The organism is Rhodococcus sp. T7, from assembly GCF_009872365.1.
Taxonomy (GTDB): domain Bacteria; phylum Actinomycetota; class Actinomycetes; order Mycobacteriales; family Mycobacteriaceae; genus Rhodococcus_F.
The window spans coordinates 25,045-42,872 of record NZ_WXYH01000390.1 but is presented as its reverse complement, the minus strand read 5'-3'; the positions used below and the strand labels follow the sequence as shown (position 1 = coordinate 42,872).

The 17,828-nt window shown below is 62.3% G+C and carries 19 protein-coding genes; 12 read left to right on the top strand and 7 right to left on the bottom strand.

The features are described 5' to 3' along the window. The first annotated feature begins 550 nt into the window (after window positions 1–550). Both MLGJGCBP_RS48705 and MLGJGCBP_RS48700 read left to right on the top strand, forming a co-directional pair. The gene (locus tag MLGJGCBP_RS48705) at window positions 551–1,321 is read left to right on the top strand and encodes a helix-turn-helix domain-containing protein (protein ID WP_160098599.1); all 771 of its coding nucleotides are present in this window, start codon (window positions 551–553) and stop codon (window positions 1,319–1,321) included. Next, complete coding sequence (locus MLGJGCBP_RS48700; RefSeq protein WP_160098601.1) at window positions 1,318–1,749, top strand: helix-turn-helix domain-containing protein; 432 nt, start codon at window positions 1,318–1,320, stop codon at window positions 1,747–1,749. The genes MLGJGCBP_RS48705 and MLGJGCBP_RS48700 overlap by 4 nt, the downstream gene beginning before the upstream one ends. Here the strand turns inward: MLGJGCBP_RS48700 and MLGJGCBP_RS48695 are convergent. The 3 genes from MLGJGCBP_RS48695 to MLGJGCBP_RS48685 are packed head-to-tail and all read right to left on the bottom strand — an operon-like array spanning window position 1,736 to window position 4,743. Beyond that, window positions 1,736–3,106, bottom strand: coding sequence for a cytochrome P450 (locus MLGJGCBP_RS48695; RefSeq protein WP_268960772.1), 1,371 nt, complete (start codon window positions 3,104–3,106; stop codon window positions 1,736–1,738). The genes MLGJGCBP_RS48700 and MLGJGCBP_RS48695 overlap by 14 nt on opposite strands. A 30-nt stretch (window positions 3,107–3,136) precedes the next feature. After that, complete coding sequence (locus tag MLGJGCBP_RS48690) at window positions 3,137–4,279, bottom strand: DUF6545 domain-containing protein (protein ID WP_160098605.1); 1,143 nt, start codon at window positions 4,277–4,279, stop codon at window positions 3,137–3,139. Then, the gene (locus tag MLGJGCBP_RS48685) at window positions 4,276–4,743 is read right to left on the bottom strand and encodes an ImmA/IrrE family metallo-endopeptidase (RefSeq protein ID WP_236581335.1); all 468 of its coding nucleotides are present in this window, start codon (window positions 4,741–4,743) and stop codon (window positions 4,276–4,278) included. The genes MLGJGCBP_RS48690 and MLGJGCBP_RS48685 overlap by 4 nt, the downstream gene beginning before the upstream one ends. Window positions 4,744–4,953: 210 nt before the next feature. Between MLGJGCBP_RS48685 and MLGJGCBP_RS48680 the strand changes: the two genes are divergently transcribed. From MLGJGCBP_RS48680 to MLGJGCBP_RS48635, 10 genes are all read left to right on the top strand, one after another. Then, a complete protein-coding gene (locus MLGJGCBP_RS48680; protein WP_160098609.1) occupies window positions 4,954–5,292 on the top strand; it encodes a hypothetical protein in 339 nt (112 codons plus the stop codon). A 1,107-nt stretch (window positions 5,293–6,399) separates the two neighbouring features. After that, window positions 6,400–6,774: a hypothetical protein gene (locus MLGJGCBP_RS52860; RefSeq protein ID WP_160098611.1), complete on the top strand. Its 375-nt coding sequence runs from the start codon at window positions 6,400–6,402 to the stop codon at window positions 6,772–6,774. 71 nt (window positions 6,775–6,845) lie between these two features. Then, window positions 6,846–7,313, top strand: coding sequence for an FAS1-like dehydratase domain-containing protein (locus tag MLGJGCBP_RS48670; protein ID WP_328799594.1), 468 nt, complete (start codon window positions 6,846–6,848; stop codon window positions 7,311–7,313). Beyond that, window positions 7,310–7,723, top strand: a complete 414-nt coding sequence (locus MLGJGCBP_RS48665) for a MaoC/PaaZ C-terminal domain-containing protein (RefSeq protein ID WP_160098613.1) — start codon at window positions 7,310–7,312, stop codon at window positions 7,721–7,723. The genes MLGJGCBP_RS48670 and MLGJGCBP_RS48665 overlap by 4 nt, the downstream gene beginning before the upstream one ends. A 1,613-nt stretch (window positions 7,724–9,336) precedes the next feature. Continuing rightward, complete coding sequence (locus MLGJGCBP_RS48660; protein WP_160098615.1) at window positions 9,337–9,975, top strand: ParA family protein; 639 nt, start codon at window positions 9,337–9,339, stop codon at window positions 9,973–9,975. After that, window positions 9,972–10,343 carry a hypothetical protein gene (locus tag MLGJGCBP_RS48655; RefSeq protein ID WP_236581336.1) on the top strand — a complete coding sequence of 124 codons (372 nt, stop codon included), beginning with the start codon at window positions 9,972–9,974 and terminating at the stop codon, window positions 10,341–10,343. Before MLGJGCBP_RS48660 ends, MLGJGCBP_RS48655 begins: the two co-directional genes overlap by 4 nt. A gap of 215 nt (window positions 10,344–10,558) precedes the next feature. After that, a complete protein-coding gene (locus MLGJGCBP_RS48650; protein WP_160098617.1) occupies window positions 10,559–11,539 on the top strand; it encodes a DUF2637 domain-containing protein in 981 nt (326 codons plus the stop codon). Window positions 11,540–11,725: 186 nt separating this feature from the next. After that, a complete protein-coding gene (locus MLGJGCBP_RS48645; RefSeq protein ID WP_160098619.1) occupies window positions 11,726–12,556 on the top strand; it encodes a hypothetical protein in 831 nt (276 codons plus the stop codon). A gap of 371 nt (window positions 12,557–12,927) precedes the next feature. Further along, window positions 12,928–13,143: a hypothetical protein gene (locus MLGJGCBP_RS48640; protein WP_160098621.1), complete on the top strand. Its 216-nt coding sequence runs from the start codon at window positions 12,928–12,930 to the stop codon at window positions 13,141–13,143. Next, window positions 13,143–13,397: a helix-turn-helix domain-containing protein gene (locus MLGJGCBP_RS48635; protein WP_160098623.1), complete on the top strand. Its 255-nt coding sequence runs from the start codon at window positions 13,143–13,145 to the stop codon at window positions 13,395–13,397. Before MLGJGCBP_RS48640 ends, MLGJGCBP_RS48635 begins: the two co-directional genes overlap by 1 nt. 58 nt (window positions 13,398–13,455) lie before the next feature. Here the strand turns inward: MLGJGCBP_RS48635 and MLGJGCBP_RS48630 are convergent, their stop codons facing one another. The 4 genes from MLGJGCBP_RS48630 to MLGJGCBP_RS48615 all read right to left on the bottom strand — a co-directional run bounded on the left by MLGJGCBP_RS48630 (window position 13,456) and on the right by MLGJGCBP_RS48615 (window position 17,242). Then, window positions 13,456–13,713 carry a helix-turn-helix transcriptional regulator gene (locus tag MLGJGCBP_RS48630; protein ID WP_160098625.1) on the bottom strand — a complete coding sequence of 86 codons (258 nt, stop codon included), beginning with the start codon at window positions 13,711–13,713 and terminating at the stop codon, window positions 13,456–13,458. A gap of 175 nt (window positions 13,714–13,888) precedes the next feature. Continuing rightward, window positions 13,889–14,488: a recombinase family protein gene (locus MLGJGCBP_RS48625; protein ID WP_160098627.1), complete on the bottom strand. Its 600-nt coding sequence runs from the start codon at window positions 14,486–14,488 to the stop codon at window positions 13,889–13,891. Window positions 14,489–14,620: 132 nt separating this feature from the next. After that, entirely contained in the window at window positions 14,621–15,520 is a 900-nt protein-coding gene (locus MLGJGCBP_RS48620; RefSeq protein WP_160098629.1) for a hypothetical protein, read from the bottom strand. 909 nt (window positions 15,521–16,429) lie between these two features. Then, window positions 16,430–17,242: a hypothetical protein gene (locus MLGJGCBP_RS48615; protein ID WP_160098631.1), complete on the bottom strand. Its 813-nt coding sequence runs from the start codon at window positions 17,240–17,242 to the stop codon at window positions 16,430–16,432. Window positions 17,243–17,828 lie beyond the last annotated feature (586 nt).

Genomic DNA, 17,828 nt, shown 5'->3' with positions numbered 1-17,828 from the left:
GCCCGGGAAGTTGCCGCCGAGGCCGAACAGGAGGGTGATCAGGAAGACCAGAAACATGACGAAAGTCCTTAGGTGAGAGTGGTGGTAGGTGCCTCGACGCGGGCAGGTGAATCAGAGGATCGGTTGAACGCAGATGTGCGGCGGAGAGTGGCGGACCATCGCGTGGCCTACTGGGCACGTCGGAAACCCCGGCAGGTAGAGGCTGTAGCAGGTGTGCCCGGGCTGACGACCACCGCAATGCTCGACTGCGACGTGTGGCCGGCGCCGTTGAGATGCCGGGATGACGCGTTGCTGTGAGTCGGCGTCGATTGCGGTCGTCTCTGACGGGCCGGATGGATCAACCCGAACGTGAACAGTCATCGGTGTCTCCCCTCGTTCTCTGGCGCCCAGCCGGCACGCGCAGAGCCCATCGGCCAACACCGATGTGGGACGAAGTTGCGGGCTTTGAGTGCAAAACTAGAGCGCACACGAATAGTATAAGCAGACCAAGCGAAAAACAAGCGAAAAAGTCTAACCGGTATTTCGTGTCGCCGGAAAGGTGGGAGGTGCGGTGATCGACGAACACGCAGCTCGGAGCCTTGACCGAAGTGAATTGCTGCTGCAGCTGACCGGTAGAGTTAGCGAAATGGCGGAGAGTGAGTTGATGCGATTCGGTCGACTCGTGGCCGACAGGCGAAAAGCCCTCGCTTTGACTCTCAAACAGCTGTCCGAGGCGGGCGGGCCCTCAGATGTCACGACCGGAAAGATCGAGCGTGGAGGGATTGAGGAACCCAGCGCACGGACACTGCGACGCCTAGACGCAGGACTTCGCTGGAAAGAAGGGTCGGCCGCCCGAACTCTGCTCGGAGGCGATCCAGTCCCGCTGGAAGAGCTTCCGGGTTCGGCTCCCGCTTTGGGAGGAGGCGCTGTCTCTGCGGGCCCAGACTCGGTGACTATGTCTCTATCGCTAGTCAGTGATCTGTCAGCTCTGGCAAAGCGGTTGGAGAATGTCTCAAAACAGGACGCGATCACGCGTGAGGACGTGACGGCAGTTGGTGCCGAACTTGACGTCCTTGTCGACAGAATCCTGCGATCCTGGGTGATTGCGCAGCTCGAAATGAAGGTTGGTCCGGATCGCGATCAACGGGACTTCATGGTGGAGATGCTCATCGGCGACTACCTGGACCGGAAGCCAGTTTCAGCAAGCAAATCCGACGAGATCGACCTGTTGTACATGCGATGGCTAACAGGACGCGCTACGGAAGATATAGACCCCGAGATGGACCGCCAATTCACAGCTCGATGGCAACAGGTCAAGAACAAGGAGAAGAAGCCGAAATGACGACCCACCTCTCCCCGTCACTGAGCCAGAAGCTCGACCGGATGCGCGATTTCTACCACCACCGCAACGAGCCCCGCCTGTCCTTGCAAGCGGTCGCCACGATGGCGGGGCGCAATCTCTCTCGCCCGGTGTCTGTAGAGCTGCTCGAGCGTGTAGAAGCCGGTGACGTGCAGCAACTCCCGACAGATGTTGGCGACGCCCTCTGCGACGCATTGGGCGTCGACCGGTCGTACCTACGCCCCGGGTCCGGACTCGACATCGACATCGATCAGCGACTTCGTCTCTGGATCGAGATCCGGGACCGGGGCATCGAGCACTTCCAGGCACGCGCGACGAGCGTGACCCGAGATGAGCTGGAAGACCTCATCGCCCACATCAGGACGATCCCGCTCACCGGTGACGACGAAGCGAAAGCTACACGCGGCTGAACTTGAGTCGCAGGTTCTTCGGCCGCAGCGTCAGAGTCTCCTCAACAACGAGTTCATAGCCCGGTTCCGGTTCGATGTCGAAGCGCTGCACGAGCGTGGCGAGAGCCAATGCCATCTCGTGCAGCGCAAACTGACGTCCAATGCACGAGCGAATGCCGGTGCCGAACGGCTTGAACAACTCGGGAGCGCGGCCGCGGTTCGCCTCAGGCGCAAACCGGTCAGGATTGAACTCCGCTGCGTCAGGCCCCCATGCTGCATCTCGCTGAGTCGCCAGCAGGAGCACAAAGACCCATTCACCCTTCGAGAAGGCGTAGTCACCGACAGTTGTGTCGTGCTTCGCAGCTCGGAAGAAGCCCGGCGCCGTCGGCCACAGACGTAGAGATTCGTTGATCACCTGGCGGGTATAGCGCAGTTTGGCGACGTCCTCGTATGCCGCGGCACGACCGCCGAAGACCGCGTTCGCCTCTTCACGCATGCGTCGGGCGACATCGGGATTCTGCGCGATGAAGTGCAGCGCGAAGCTGAGCGCATTGACCGAGGTTTCGTGACCGGCGATCAGGAAAGTGAGAACCTGATTCCGAATGTTCTCGGGATCGAGTGCGACATCGCTGTCCGAATGCAGCATGTGATCGAGCAAGTCAGGCCGGCGCTCCCCTGACTTGATTCGTTCCGCGATGACGTCGTCGACGGTGTCGACGAGTAGCTGGTAGTCCTTGCGGTTCTGCTCCTCATCCTTCCGGCGCAGCAGCTTGCCGACGAAGGGCACCGGGATCCCGGCCTTCTGGGCGTAGGTCAGCGTGCGGCTCATCGCAGCTACGAACGGGTGTTCCTGTGCTTGGGTGAAGGAGTCGAATGTGTAGTTGAATCCGCACCGTCCGATCACCTCGAGGGTGAGCTTGCCCATCTCCTCGACAGTCGGGATGTACGCCTCGCCTTGTCGCTCGATGCTCGCGGACAACTCGTCGACGGTCGCAGCCATGACACCGTGATAGGAGACCATCGCCTCTTTGGTGAATCCGGGCATGAGAACCTCATGGGCCTTCGCCCAGTTCGACTCCCAGTTGTAGGCCGTGAAGAGGCCGTCAGCGGCAATCGCGCGGAGATTCTCCAGCGGTCGCCCGATGAACTTCTCCCAATGCTCTTCGTCGAAGACAGTGGCAGCAAGCTCAGCTGAACCGACGAACGTGAGATCAGTGCCCATGATCGTGCGTCGGTAGATCGGGCCCAGTTCCCCGAAACGCTCGAGCGTCTTCTGGTTGGGCGCGTCCCGGTCCATCCCCAAGACGTCTCCGATGAACGGGATACGCTTCGGGGGATGTGGGATTCGCTTCGGCGCCTGTGAAATGGCAGTCGACACTTTCCAGTTCTCCAATACTGCTCGAAACGGCTAAACGCCGCGGGTCATGGTCCAGGCATCAGCGACGCGCAGGAGTTCCTCTTCATCTGTGAGCCACCGGGGCGGCGCATGAACGCTGTTGCGGTGGCTGGGGTGCGCTGACGCCTGATAGCGAACGAGTGCATCGGCCACCGCCTCGGCTCTCTCAGCAGGGCTGCGCTCCGCCTCTAGTCCGGTGGCCGGCATCCACGGCAACAACTGCAAAAGCGCATCCTCACACTCGATCCGCATCCGATGCTCACGCTCGATGCCCACCGATCCTTCCGTCGAGTCGAGCGTGACCTCGGGCATGGCGGTGATGAGTACCCGCCACATCGGCTCCAAGCGTCTGGCGGCGCGAGATGACGGGTCACTATTCAGGCGCGCCCGAATTGCGGGGATGACAGGCATCGCCGCGAGCAAGGACACCAGCGTGATGCTGGGGAGGAACAGCAGGTCATTCGCCTCCGAGCGCGCCTCGGTGAGCCAGTTCTCCCATCCGACCGCCAGCATCACAGCGCTCAGACCGCGCGTGAGGTGGTCGACCCCTGCGATCGTGCAGCTCACGATGGCGATTGAGGTGATAGCCACGTTCCTGCGGGTTCGTTCTGTGAGTAGCACCTTGATGCACCCGGCAATGACGAAGGCGAAGGCGATCGGCATCGGCGTCGCGTACAGCACGTGGTACAGCGCGGTGTGCCAGTCCTCGAGCTCCTCGATTGCGATGTCGGCACGTCGCGCGGACGAAGACACCCATGCCATTACCGACAACAAGGCGGCGAGGCCGGCGTACAGGGTCAAGATGATCCGTGGCCCGAACTTCTCCAGGTATGCCCACGATCGGACCATCAGAAAGCACGGGATCGCGGCGCATAGCGCCGCGGTGTGGGTCATCAAACGAATGTCACCGAGACTCAGCGCGGTGTGGGTCATCAAGATCTGCTGCAGCCAGCTCTCCCGCAAGAGTGCGGCGAGTAACCACCACGCCAATGCCAGAGTGAGCTGCCGATCGACCTGACGGCGACCGAGGAAGATGTTGCGCGCCACAATGACGACAACCATGGTGGCAAGCAGAACGAGGCTGTACGCGTACGGCAGCTCCGACGTCGCTTCTTTGATCAGCAGGTCGCTGGCGGCAAGGGGGGCCTCGCTCACTGGACCACCGTCGAGATGATGCGGTTGAAGTGTCCTCTGCCGTCATCGGCGATGCTGCCCTGCGAGAGCACAGCGAGCTTGGTGCCGAGCAGTTCCGCCTCGGCTTCGGTGGTGGTGTCAAAACTCGTCCGGCGCATCATGTACCTGATCGCATCCGGATCTATGCCGCTGGTCAGCGGGCTGTCGGTGGGGCTGAACGGCTCACCTTTGTGGCAGCAGAGGACGTGCCCGACCTCATGGAAGATTGTCTGCCGCTGATGTCGCTCACTGCGGTTGGGGTCGTACATGATGATGTCCTCATCCGCCAGGCCGAACAGGACTCCACAGCGGCGGTTGCCGATCACCGTGCCCTCCGGATACGGCAGCAGACGAATCGGGCGGCCGGTGTCTTTCTCCAGCCAAGCCAAAAACTCGTGCACTGTCCACGGTGGTGACAAAGGGATCCGGCTGAGGACCTCATCCACGCGTTTCGTGTGGTTACCCCCTACACGCATTGGCTGTCCTTCCCCCGAAGTTGACGGTGATGCACGACATAGGGCACGAAGCGCAACCATATCGAACCGCACGGTCGTAGTAATCTGGGCCAGGGAGTACGAAAAACCTACAAAGAATCAACAAAGTCGATTTCGTTCGGCGTGTCTGCGGGGTCCGAGCACCTTCCTGTAACAGGATAAGTGCGCACCATCGACCCGGAGAAAGGGGGCACTGTGCCGCTACCCAGTAAGGGACCCCGTGAGGCGATCCTGACGCGCGTCCCGCCCGCTGTTCGACAAGAACTCAACCGCCGCCGCGAAGAGCTCAACCGGCGGCGCGCAGCCATGAATGTTGTCGGCCCTGAAGTCTCCGAGTCGCAGTTCCTAGCCGATGTACTTGCGACGCTTGTCGGCCGCACTGACCTGAACGGTGAGGTCACAGCGGATTTGCTCGTGCCAATTTTCGACGGCACGTACAACGCCGAGAAGGCCGTCGCTGACGGAGAGGGCGTGCGGGAGGTGTTGCAGCTGTCTGCCTGATCTTCGAGAGAGCGATCTCAGCAACTCAATACTCAAATCAGCAGTAGCTCAAAACTAGGAAAACCCCCGACCTGGCGGGGCCGAGGGTGTTCCGAGTTCGAGTGAGACGAGCGCCAACTCGTCTCTACTGCGCTTCCCCTGAAGGGAACTGTCGTGCGTGACAGCTCTCATGATACCGCGCGTCTGTTTGCGCCGGTATTCAATACCACCCGTGTCGTCCATAACGATGCGATCGCGTGTACGAATCGTCCGCGTACTCGATCGCTGCCCTCCGGATATCGCACCGGACTGCCCCACTGCCCTCGCCTGGGTGTGGCGCGAACGGTCACCGAGCGAACCCTCGCCGGGAGGTTTTCGCGTGCCCGCAGCCCTGAGGCGCGTATCGCGATCACCCGGCAGATCGAGATACGCCGGAAGAGCGGCCCGATCCACCTCGAACTCGAGGAGGACGCCTACGCCGGCATCGCCTGCTGGCTTGGTCGCGAGCACTGGATCACCGTGGTCAAGGCCATCTTCACTGCCCGGTATCCCGAGATCCGTCCCATACTGGTCGCGGCCACTGGAGGTGGAGTGTCGCTCCGCACCGTGATCGCTATCGCCACGGAGATGGCGTCCGCTGCTGACTTCCGTACTGGCCGTGAGTCGCGACTTGCCGTCTCGACGGTCGTCACTCGTACCGGGCTCGGGGAGCGGACGGTGCAGCGAGCCCGTACCACCCTGCTGCTGCTCGGGGTGGCCACCGAGGTCTTTGCAGGTCGACGCCGTACGAAGGAGGAGCGGTACGACTCCCATGGCGTAAAGGACAAGAGCCGGGGATGGGCATCGGTGTGGGCGCTCCACCCGCCCAAGCCTGTGGATAACTCAGCCTGTGTTCGCCCAGGTCATACCAAGATGGCACCCCACCCCAGCGGGGAAATCTTTTGGTCTCTTCCCTCTCGTAAGAGGGTTATCTCTACAGGAAAAGCTGTGGAAAACGCCGCCGCTTCGCGCCGACCGGCCCGGACGAAGAGGCCTCCCCGGCGTAAGCGCCCACCGATCGACCGCAAGGGGCAATTGCTGGCCGCTCAGTGGCTCCGTGACCGCCGATCTCCGGCCTGGGCACGCCCAATGTCGGTGGACCAGTGGGCGAACGTTCTCGCCTCAGCCGCGGCCCACGGGTTCACCGGAGGAGACATCAACGCACTCCTGGACGAGGAAGCCCGGCGTCTCGGGCGCGGACTCACACCCGACCACCCGATCCTGTTCATGCAATGGCTCCTCAACAAGACCGATCTCGACTTCCCACCCCACGTCCTCGACGCAATCGCTCACGCCCAAGAAGCCGAGGCCCAGGCCGCAGAAAGCGAACGAACGAAAACCATGGTCGAGGAGGGCCAACGCAAACGGGCACAAGCAATCGCCGATCTCGACGGCCCCGGCCGGGCCGCCGCCCGCGCCATCGCCCAGCGCTGCGCGCAAAAGCGAACGTTCCGCACATCATGAGCGCCAACCGCCGAGTCCGCGTCCACCTGTCCAGGAGCGGACATACCGAGAGACGAGCACGCCGCGCAGATATGGTGACCGGCGTGTCTCTACTGAATCCCGAGCTCCCAGGCCGAGTCTTCACTGCCGGGGATCCATACCAAGTCGGCCGCGAAAAGATCCGCGAGTTCGCCCGCGCCGTGTCCGCCACAAGCCCGATCCATCACGACCCGGTGGCCGCTCAGCGGGCCGGCCACGCCGACGTCGTCGCTCCCCCGACCTTCACCACAGTCGTGCAGGGCGGCGCGGTGGACCACCTGATCACCGACCCCGACACGGGAATTGATCGCACCCGGCACGTTGCCGTTCACACAACCGAGAAACTCGACTTCAGCCGACACATCGTCGCAGGAGACGAGCTCACCACGATCCTCACGGTGACCGGCGTCACCGAACGCGGCGACGCCGCGATCATGAACACCACAAGCGAGATCCGAGACCGGGACGGTCACCACGTCGTCACCATCACCTCGTCGCTGATGATCGGAGCACCCCAATGACCCAGGCACAGACACTCGCCAAGGGCGACATCCTCGCCGAGGACACTCATCTCATCACTCGCGAAAGCCTGGTCCGATACGCAGGAGCAGCGGGAGACTTCAACTCCATCCACTACAGCGACCAGGCCGCCAAAGACGCCGGACTTCCCGGAGTCTTGGCCCACGGCATGCTTACCGGCGCGCTCGCCCTGCAAACCGTCATCGACTGGCTCGGCGGTGACTCGACACGAATCCGAAGCTACGAGACCCGCTTCACCCGCCCCGTAGTCGTCGATGCATCAGCGGGCGCCAAAGTCGTCGTCACCGCCAAGGTCGGGAAAGTCGAAGACGACAGCATCCGCGTCGATCTCGTTGTGAAGTGTGACGACACCACGGTGCTCGGAAAGACCCAGGCCACCGTCGCGCGTTAGGCCAGCGGCTACGCCGCGAGCATCGCGAAAGAGTGACTCCTCCTTCTGCGCACTGTGGGTTAGGTCCCCGAATACGCTGGGAAGGGCATCCGGGGGCCTAACACTCGCTACGAGGAGGGCGCTCCTGGTCATGAGTTGAGTGGGTCAAGGCGCCGCCCACAAGGCGTCGTCGTAGGTGAGCCAGGCGAACGACTACTCCGAATCACGTAGCGGAACTCGTCGGCGCGCAATGGTAGAGGTGCGGCGGCAATGGAGCCCGGCTTCTTCATCCATGCTCACGCCCCGTCCGCCCAACGGGGAGGAAAGGCCGACCCGCCGCAACCGGCCTACTTTCACACTGCCGAATGGTTCGCTCACTCGCAACCCGACACGCTGTCGGCGGCGGCGGAGATGTGCACGGTGCGGCGATGCTGATCCGGCGTAACCCACCCACTCCCCCATCGAAACGGGATGACTAGTCCTACCCAGGGGTCGACTGCGGCACATGGAACTGGGCGTGAGATCCGTAATTCCGTATATTCGCATATCAGTAAATACGTAGACGTACCGTTTGGGCTCGACCGCACTCGCTACCCAGGCGTGCGTGCACCGTGAAGGCGTGTCGTGCACGGTGGTTGACGTAACTCCGTAAGTCCGTAGATCCGTGAATCATTAGACGCGGACGATGAGGCAAGAGTGCACGCGCGACAAGTCTTGCGTTCCGGACCGCAACGGTCGTGCAGGCGAGCTCGGTCGGATTGCAGCACCATTCCCCTGCCGGAAGCTCGACCGAGATCCGACGCAGACCTTGCGGCCGCGATTGCACCCAGACCGCAAGTCCGTAGATCCGCAGATCCGTATTTGCGGAGCGACCCGACCGTCGTGCACTGCCGCGACCATAGTCGTGCAACCGCACCGCACGGGGGTATCCACCCCCGGCGGCCACGACGTAAGTCAGTAGATCCGTATTTCCGTAGGTCGGAACGGAGCCGCGACCGCCCACCACGGGCAACGAGCACTGCCAGGGCCAGCCGGCGGGCGAATATTCCTGCAAACGCTGACCGTAGATCCGCAAGTCCGTAGATCCGCAAGTCCGTAGATCCGCAAACCGGTAGCCGCGGGAGTCGGTCGGCCGGATATCGCACTGCCACGGCCGTGGTCGGCGCATAAGCCCGCACTGACCGCGACGAGAGCCCCCTGCCTTCGCAAGTCCGTAGATCCGCAGATCCGTAGAAGCGGAGCGGGTGCACGTGAATTGCACCGGCCGGCCTGGGGCCGCAATCATGCAAGGTCTTCGTGCAGCGTCGGCAACCGGGTCGTGCAGCTCCGCAACCGTTGCGCAGGGCCTTTGAGTCAGCGTTGCTGCGACGGTGCGAGGTGGGGTGCGCGGATGTACCACGCTGATCCGTAAATACGGATTTGCGGAAACACGGAAAGCCGTTTTTCCGCGTGTCAGTCCATCAGTAGATGCTGAAGTCCGCGTACGCTGACCTCCGTAGATCCGCTAGTACGCACCTTGCAGTTCGTGCGACTCAGCTTGTACGCCCGCAAAATTCGGGGTCTACCAGTGCAAATTCATGCGGACACACGGAAATACGGAAACACGTAGGAGCGGACATGCGGAAGTGGGAGACATGCTTGTCATCACAACACTGAATCTGAAGGGTGGTTCCTCGAAAACCACGTCAGCCGCCTTCATCGCCCACGCACTCCACGAATCGGGACTCAAGGTCCTCGCCGTTGACGCAGACGGAGAGAACGAGTCACTTCTGCAGTGGGGGAGTCTCGGTGAATGGCCTTTCCCGGTCATCGGCATGGCTGTCCCGAACTTGCACAGGCAGCTGCCGGGTATTGCGAACGGCAAGTACGACGCTGTGGTCATCGACACGCCGCCGATGAAGGAGCAGCGAAGTATCGTGCTCTCGGCTGCACGACTTGCAACGCACGTAGTCTGCCCGATGGCCCCGACTCCGATGGAGTACAACCGACTTCCCGCGGTGCGGCAATTGCTCGTGGAAGTCACCGAACTTCGGGATGGGGACGCGCCGATCTTTGCGGTCCTGTTCACCCGGACCGTTGCAAATGCGGCTTCGACGGAGGGGTATCGAGAAGCGGTTGCAGAAGAAGGTGACCTTGTTCTCAAGCCAACTGTTGGCCGCCTCGAGCGCTACGCCCAGGCGTTCGGGTTGCCGATCGAGAATGCACTCAACTCGGCCTATGGGGATGCGGTGAGCGAGCTCCTCGACCTCGAAGTGCAGAAGGAGATCGCATGACTTCCGCAAAAGATCGGATCCGCGCGGGTGCCGAGCGTGCGCGAATGCAAGCGGTGGTGCAACCCCAACCGGGGGAGGATCAAGAGCCAGTAGCGGCGGCCCCAGTGACGAGGGTGCAAGAAGACAAGCCCCGTAAGGCTGCTGTTCGCGCGGTTATCGCTCCCCGTCAGAAGGACATCCGTAAGAACGTCGATCTCTCGCCCGATCAGAATGACCGGCTGGGGGACTGGCAGCGCGCCGCAGCAAGAGAACTCGGCGTAGCCCGAGTGACGGCCCAGGACGTGCTTGTTGCACTCGTGGAAAGACTCCTTGCAGATCCCGACCTGAGCGAGCAGGTCAAGAAGGACCTGCACAGCACCCGTTTCTAGTTGCAAATCCGTAAATCCGTAAACACGAGGATCCGTAAACGCGGATACGGGGAAGTCCTGCCGGCGCGCACCGACGGACCCCCTTAGACACACAGGCCACCGCAGCCGCAGATGCGGAAACACGCAACGGTCGACCGCACACGCAGCGGGGCCCGCCGGGGAGTTGCAGCTCCGTGTGGCGGGCCCCTCACCAGGAATCTGGAGGTTTCCCAGCTATGGCAGACGATACAACTCAGGATGCACCACCGTTGCGGGCGAGCACGCTCGCGTTGACCGCTGTTGGCCTGATGGCAGTGGGGATGGGCGCGCTCGCCTTCACGCTGTCGTTCGATTCGCTCCGGCAGCTCGCCGTTGAGATCGGCGTACGCCCCGGATTCTCCTGGATGGCACCCGTTGCAATCGACATTGCGCAGGCTGCCGCAACGTTCGGTTATGTTGAGCTGAAAGCTGAGAGGCACCGCTGGTCCCGTCGGTATTGCCTGGCGTTTGCCGTGGGGGCTGTGGGGCTGAGCGTTGCTGGCAACGGCTACCACGCCTACCAGCTCGCAGTGCGAAACGCTGCTCGTGTTGCAGCGGGAGAGGATCTCGGCTTCATCCCGCAACCGGCACCCGCTGCGTTAGGCATGGCGATGATCTTCCCGCTGCTGTGGCTGGGACTGATGCACATGTCGACCCTGATGTTGCGTGCCTTCCGTGAAGAGCGTGCACACGCGTTGCAGGGGCCTACGGGCGAGCCCTCACCGGTTATCGAGCGAGCAGGATCCATCGCACCGGCAACCTACGAGGCTGCACCCGAAGCCGCACCGGTGGCGCAACAGGTCGAAGCAACCGCTGACCTCGGCGCCACTCGAACCGGAAACGTCAACATCGTTGAGCCGCCCAGGCAACAGGACGAACCAGTTGTACCGCGGACCCGCAACGGGTGGCCGCAGACCCACGAAGGACTCACCCAGTTCCTCACGGAATGCGCGCTGCCCGAGCCGGTGAAGGAGGTTGCGGAAATGCTTGTGCGTGAACCGCACCTCAAGCAGGTCACCGTTGCACAGCAGATCAACGTGGACCGATCCACTGTGTGCAGACGATGGAAGGCGTTCGTCGCCGCCGCGGAAGACGAGGGCTTCTCCGTGCCTCCACTGCCGCAACCGTTCGACACCGAGACCGACTTCCGGCCCGCACGAGAACTACAGCCCGCGTAAACATGTCCCGTTGCATGGCCGGAGCGAACTGCCGTCAACGTTGGCGGCAGTTCCTCCGGCCAGCAACGCTGTTGTCACGTGATGAAATGGGTGGCAAAGCTCCGCTGGAGGTCTTTCGGTTTCTCCGCGAGTGTTAGGCCGTTCCGGGGCGATGCACCATCCTGATCCCTTCGCAGCGAAAAGACGGTGATCGAGTTGACCGACGCGATGCACGTCGCCCGCGAGTGGGTGGTCGAACAACTCCGTTTCCCCCAACGTGCACCGCGTACAACGGCCGTCATCGCCTGGTCCCACGTCTCCGCAACAACACAGTCGGCGGTCGCCGGCCTCTCGAACGTGATCATCGACCCGAACGAGATCGTTGCACAGCCGAGTTGGTGGCGCCGCGTCACGGGCCGCCCTTGCGGATACCCGCAACTGACAACCGGGCAGCGTGCAGAGCTTCGACAAGCGCACACGTCGTTGCACTGGCCGTTGCGGGAGGAGGGGCCCGAGATCCGCCTGGTTGCAGTCGCCGAGGACGTTGTTGCACGCGTTGTTTCCCACGCCGCATGGAAGCACCCGCTACTCGACGGCCACCGAACCGTCCTCGGGTTCACCATCGAGCTACACCTGGTCGCGGCCGCGGCACACGACCTGTTCAGCCTGCGCGCGAACACCCCAGCGGTCCCGGACAACGACATCACCGACAACCTCGCCAGAGCACGCGCCGAATGGGAACGCCGGCAGGTGGTTGCTGCCAAGGCGGAGGCTGGTCTCATCGACCGAGTCGCAGCACTCCGCGCCTACGAGGCCGCGCTGACACCTATCGCAACGAGCGTGCACAACCTCCACGCCGTCACCGAGATGGCAACCGGGGGAGCGGACGTCGACCGACTCTACGAAGACATCGTCGGCGCCGAGTACTCAATCGAGCGGACCTCCGCGCTACGCAACGACATCGACGACATCCGCGCAGCCCTCGAATCCCAGGTCGCCTACCTCGACAGTCTCATCGGACCACACCGGAATGCATGAGTGAGTTCATGCATGCATTGCGTTAACTGATGCCGGCATCGGTGCCGCTGCGACACCGTTTCGCTCGAACGAGCTGGTTGCACAGCCTGTGTTGGTGGCGTGCAGAGCCTTCCGGAGGCGCACACCGTCGTTGCACACGGAGGTGGCAGAGATCGGCCTGTTGCAGTCGCAGTGGGCGGTGTTGCACGCGCTGTTTCCTCGGCGGGCGCACCCGCGTAGGCGCGCGCCGATCCTCCGTGCAGCCCAGCGCAAACGAACATGAGGCCGACTGAAACGAGGCCCACAGCCCGGATAGCCTCACCAGAAGACGGTCGGGGTGGCGTCGGTAGCGCCCACCCCGACCTGATCACCGAACGAACAGGACTCGAACGATGACCAACACCAGTATCGAACCCCAGCCCCTCCACCGCGACGACATGACCGCTGAGCAGCGGTTCCACTACGTCCAGGTGACCCTCGATGCCCGCCGGTCCGGTCGGCCGGCCCCGGTGGATCCGGACGGCTACGTGAACCATGACGACCTGGCCGCGTGGATCCGTGACCAGGCTGAACTCCCGAACGCGGCGACCCTCGCCGCCGTGTCCTGATGGGCCAGAAGACGACCGAACCGGGTGAGATCTCCGTGCAGTTCGGGAAGGTGGTCGCTCACGCGATGATCGACGCCGGGATCACGACGAACACCCAGCTGGCGGAGATGACCGGGATAAGTGGTCCGACCATCGGGCGCATTCTCCGCGGTACCCGCGTGACACCGGTCGAGGAGGCGGTCCTGATCGCGAAGGCGCTCGGGATCCCCCTCAGCAAGCTGATTGCCGCGATGGAAAAGCGCCTGACCAGCTAATAGGACCCAACCGAACCCCAGCCCTTCCCTGCGGGTTGGGGTCTTGTCGTGTCCGGGGTCAGTACGCGGGCAGTCCGTCGCCGCGCTTCTGGGTGGACCCCTCCAGTTCGGCATTGACCAGCTTCAGGAACTCGAACCAGGGCATCTCGAACGCTGTCGAGATCCCCTGCATGTGCCGAATGTTCATGGGAATCTTCGTGGTTTCGAGTCGAAGAATGGTCGACCGACCAAGACCGGCCGCCTTCGCGAGGTCGTCCTGCGACCAGCGCCGGATGATCCGCTGGATACGCATCTGGTTCGCGATCGCGGTGCTCATAGGGTCAGTTTCGGTGCTGGGTGTGTCCATAACGACCTACTTAACACCGAGTGGACAGTCACAGACCCGGTCCGCGCGAGGCTGGCGCGCGTGTCTCAGGGTGCCAATGGCCGACGGTGCTGCCGCGACACCGCTCCGCGCTGACTTGCCGCCTTATGCCAGCTGGTGGCGTTGCTCAGTGGTCGGCGGGGGAGGTGGGTGCGTTCCGTCGGGCCTTCTCGCGGGCGAGGTACTTGTACAGGCCTGGCTGGCTGAGATTGAAACGCTTCGTCAGCTCTACGACGGAATGCCCCGCGTTGTGCAGGTCGTAAAGTTCCGACTGTTGCGCAGGGTTGAGGAGTGGCTTGCGGCCGGCGAAACCGCCCGCAGCCTTACGGCGGGCATTGCCCTCCATCGTGCGCAGACGAATCAGGCCGGACTCGAACTCGGCGAAGGTGGTCGACAACATCGCGAACACCGTTCGCCCAATAGGATCCCGCGGGTCGTGGACCGTGCCGTCGAACATCAACAGCACATCGCGGGCCTGGAGATCGGTGGCGATCGCGCTGAGATCGGCGACCGAGCGTGCCAGCCGATCCAGCGAGGTAACGACCAGGGTGTCCCGCGCGGACAACGCCGACAAGGCCGCAGTCAACCCTGGTCGGGGCCTGTCCGTGCCCGTCAGGCCGTGATCCACATAGATGGATTCGCCGTCCACGCCTAACACTCGCAGCTGATCACGCTGGCCTTGTTCGTCGTCCGCGGACGACGAACAGCGTGCGTACCCGGTCAACATCCAACCATCGTATTCTACGAATAGACCTCTTCACGTAGTCACGACCGTCGGGTCCGCCTCATCTGCTGGTTCTTGGTATCGCTGCCCCTCAGGACCAGGTGCGACTCCGCGACGCACTATCTATGGCGCGCGTCAGCTTAGTATCGGCACCCATGTCTGTGGAACGGATGTGCTAGTTTTATCCGGCCATACGAACACAAAATTTTGTGGGCCTGGTTGATATTCAAGCCTCGGGGCATTCGCCACAATTACATTGTCAAAGACGCCTTCTCCGTGCATCCAGGCTATAAACCTTGCTGCATCAATGGCATCACCCACTAGCCCCACGGGCCCGAGGATATGTTTCCCGATTTTCGCCACCCATTTCTTGTTGTCCCAGACTAACTGTGCGCCGCGTTTAATGGCCTTTCCGACACTTGCGTACGACATTGGCAGCACTTGTTGTTGGAATCTCGGAGGTCCCCAACCTGATCTATCCCACGGGTCAATTACCGTGGGACCGCTGCGGTCGATCAAGAAATTAGCCAGTTCGGCTTGCCGTGCATTCAAGCTGGCGTGATCGGCGATGGCTTCGAGGACGCTCTCGTTAGGTGCACGTGTGCTCAAATCAATGCTTGGCTCGTATTTTATTGGCAATGACCAAGCAGGGATGTATTTCGATGTCGTGTTCATCAAGTCCGGAGGACGCGCCATCGATCCATAGAATCGAGGTTCCAGGTAGGAAGGCGCTGGAGGTAGTGGGGTCTGCGCCCATGTTGGCTTGAAGACGTTAGGCGGATCCCGTCTGATAGTCCACGGAACCGGGTTGTACTTCCCGCTATTGAGTATCTCATTAGTAGAGAGTGCGGACCGGGCGTAAATTGAAATATTCTCGTCGATGTTCCAGTCGGGCGGAGATGAATAGATGGATCTAATTCTGTCGAATGCGGCCTGATCGCACCATTTACTATTGGCGTACGACGCCCACTTCTCCCGAATTTTGAGAGCCTCGTTAGATTCTCCAGGACGACGGTGCACTGGGGATAGATCCATGCTGACACCTCTGCTGCGAAATAATCGACTGAACATAGGATGTTCTCGGATATAGAAACCCCGAAAGCTTGAGCTTGACTCCCTTCGGTCCAGTACCTCCGAAACATTACTCTTGTCGCAAGATCGCTAATATCAGTTTCGCAGAAGCATTGCGCTGCAGCAAAGTCGTTCAGTCGGCGCCGCTTGAAGAGAGGGCAGGTGCGGGCCCCTCCCCTTTTGGAGGCAGCTGGTCGCCTGGACTCCGGCCGCTTTGACGAGTCCTACAGTCTCAGATTCGACCATTTCTTATACACCGGGTCGTGAGACACACGTGACCCAAGGTCTGTCTGTAGGTGAGCGTCTACGGATCGACGGACATGCGGATCTACGGATCTACGGATCTCACCACCCGTGACGGAGTGGTCGTCTCGGTGGACTCTGGCGAGCTATCTCTCTGTCCGTCGAATCCGGCGCGACGGCTGTCCGGCGTTCCCATCCGGGCCCCATGCGGAGGAAGTTCTCGGATCGAAGGTGCCCCAGAAATGGTCATTTCCGAGACACCGAAACGCGAGACACCGTCGGGCTAACGCCGCAAGTGAGGGCTGCTCGAGCAGATCGGCACGTTGGGGGAGGTCTACCGGTCAATCCGAAGTCGAAAGTTATCAAACTGTGACGTGTCTCAGAAACCCGTCTCAGCCCCTGAGTCGCCCGCTCGTGGGTGTCGGACGTTTCTGAGACAGTCTTGCTCTGTGAGCGCCGTATTGGGTGTCAGTCTCAGAAGTCGGCTGCACTGCATCAATACTCGACTGCACGGGGATGTTCCGGGCTGGGTAACCACTTGTGCGTCGATCTCGTCGAACACTGCAGCCGGACAGCACGGGCCCTGGGCCCCCGCTACCGGACCCGGCGCTCACCGCGGGACGTTCTCGCCTATGCGCGGCTGCGAGCGTCGGCGAGATCGGCACGTAGCTCTTCGGCTCGTTCACGGGCGGCAGTTGCTTGCGCCAGGGCGGTCGCGAGATCGGCTTTGGTGGTGGCGAGTTCGTCGCGGACTTCGTCCACGCGGGCGCGTTCGGACTGCACCGCGGATCGAGCGTCGTGGAGGTCCGATTCGAGGCGGTCGATCGTCGCCGCGGCGGCAGCGGAGGCGCGGTCCGCTTCCTTGCGGACCAGGGTGATCTCGTTCTCGCGCTCGGTCGCCCGGGTACGCAGGGATTCGACGAGGCGATGCTGCTCGGCAATCTCCTCCTCGTGGGCGGCCGTCAGCGCGCGCACCTGCTCGGTGTGCTGACGCCGGGCGTCGGCCAATTCGGCGGCGGATTCCTCTGCCGTCCGCTCCGCGGCCTGGGCGGCGGCATCGGCATTGGTTCGGTCGTCGAGCGCTGTGTCGAGTTGGTCGCGGAGCTGCTCGAGTTCGGCGGCGGCGTCGGCCCGCACCTTGTCCGCGGTTACCTGGGCGCGGCGCAGGTGCGCATCGATGGCGGCGGGATCTCCGAGACGGTCGACGGCGCTGGTGATCCGGTCGGCGACCGCGGACAGCTTCGCTACGGCGTCACCGGTTTCCTGCCGTAGCAGCGGCAGGGCCTGAGTGAGCGTGGCCGCAGCCTCGGCCGGATCCGGCGGTGTCTCCGGGGTGTCCGGCGCGGCCTGGGTGGTCTTCTCCTTCTGCCTGGCGCGCCAGGCCCGAACCCGGTCGGCGTCCGACGGATACTCCCGGGGTCTACCCGGCTTGCGCTCGCCCATGGGGAAATCGTATCGGCTAATTCATTTCATATCGTTACGCTCGCTGCGGCTGCCCGCCCGGATCCGGGCGCTGCATTGGAGTCGTTCGGAATGCGCTCTTCCGGTGCGTCGGGTCAGGGTTGTCCGATGCGGGATCGCCGACCTGCGATTCGACCACCGCCCCGGCGTTGAAGAGGGGTGGGGGATTGACACGTCCCCTGTTGTGCGTTCCCCAGTCGAGCGATATGTCCTGACTCAGTGGATCTGGCGAGATCGCAGCGGCCGCACCTGCTGTTCGCCAGGTCTATTCAGTCGCCGCGGCGACTTCGGACTCAAAGAACGTGGCGAGCATGGAACTCGGTGCCTCGATTCATTCCCGATCGCTGGGGTGACCACCTTGGATTCGGCAGGTTCGCTGAGCCGTCCGCCAGATAGACCGCCACACTCGCCAGATTCACTGAGTCGTCGCCACCTTCACCGAGTCAGGACACGATAGGTACTGGGCAGCGAATGTCCATTTTGTCTGTTGTTGTAGCTTCTCGTTGAAGAGTTCGGATTCTCATTGAAAGTTCGTGCGTCGTTCGGATTCGAATGATTGCTGAGAATC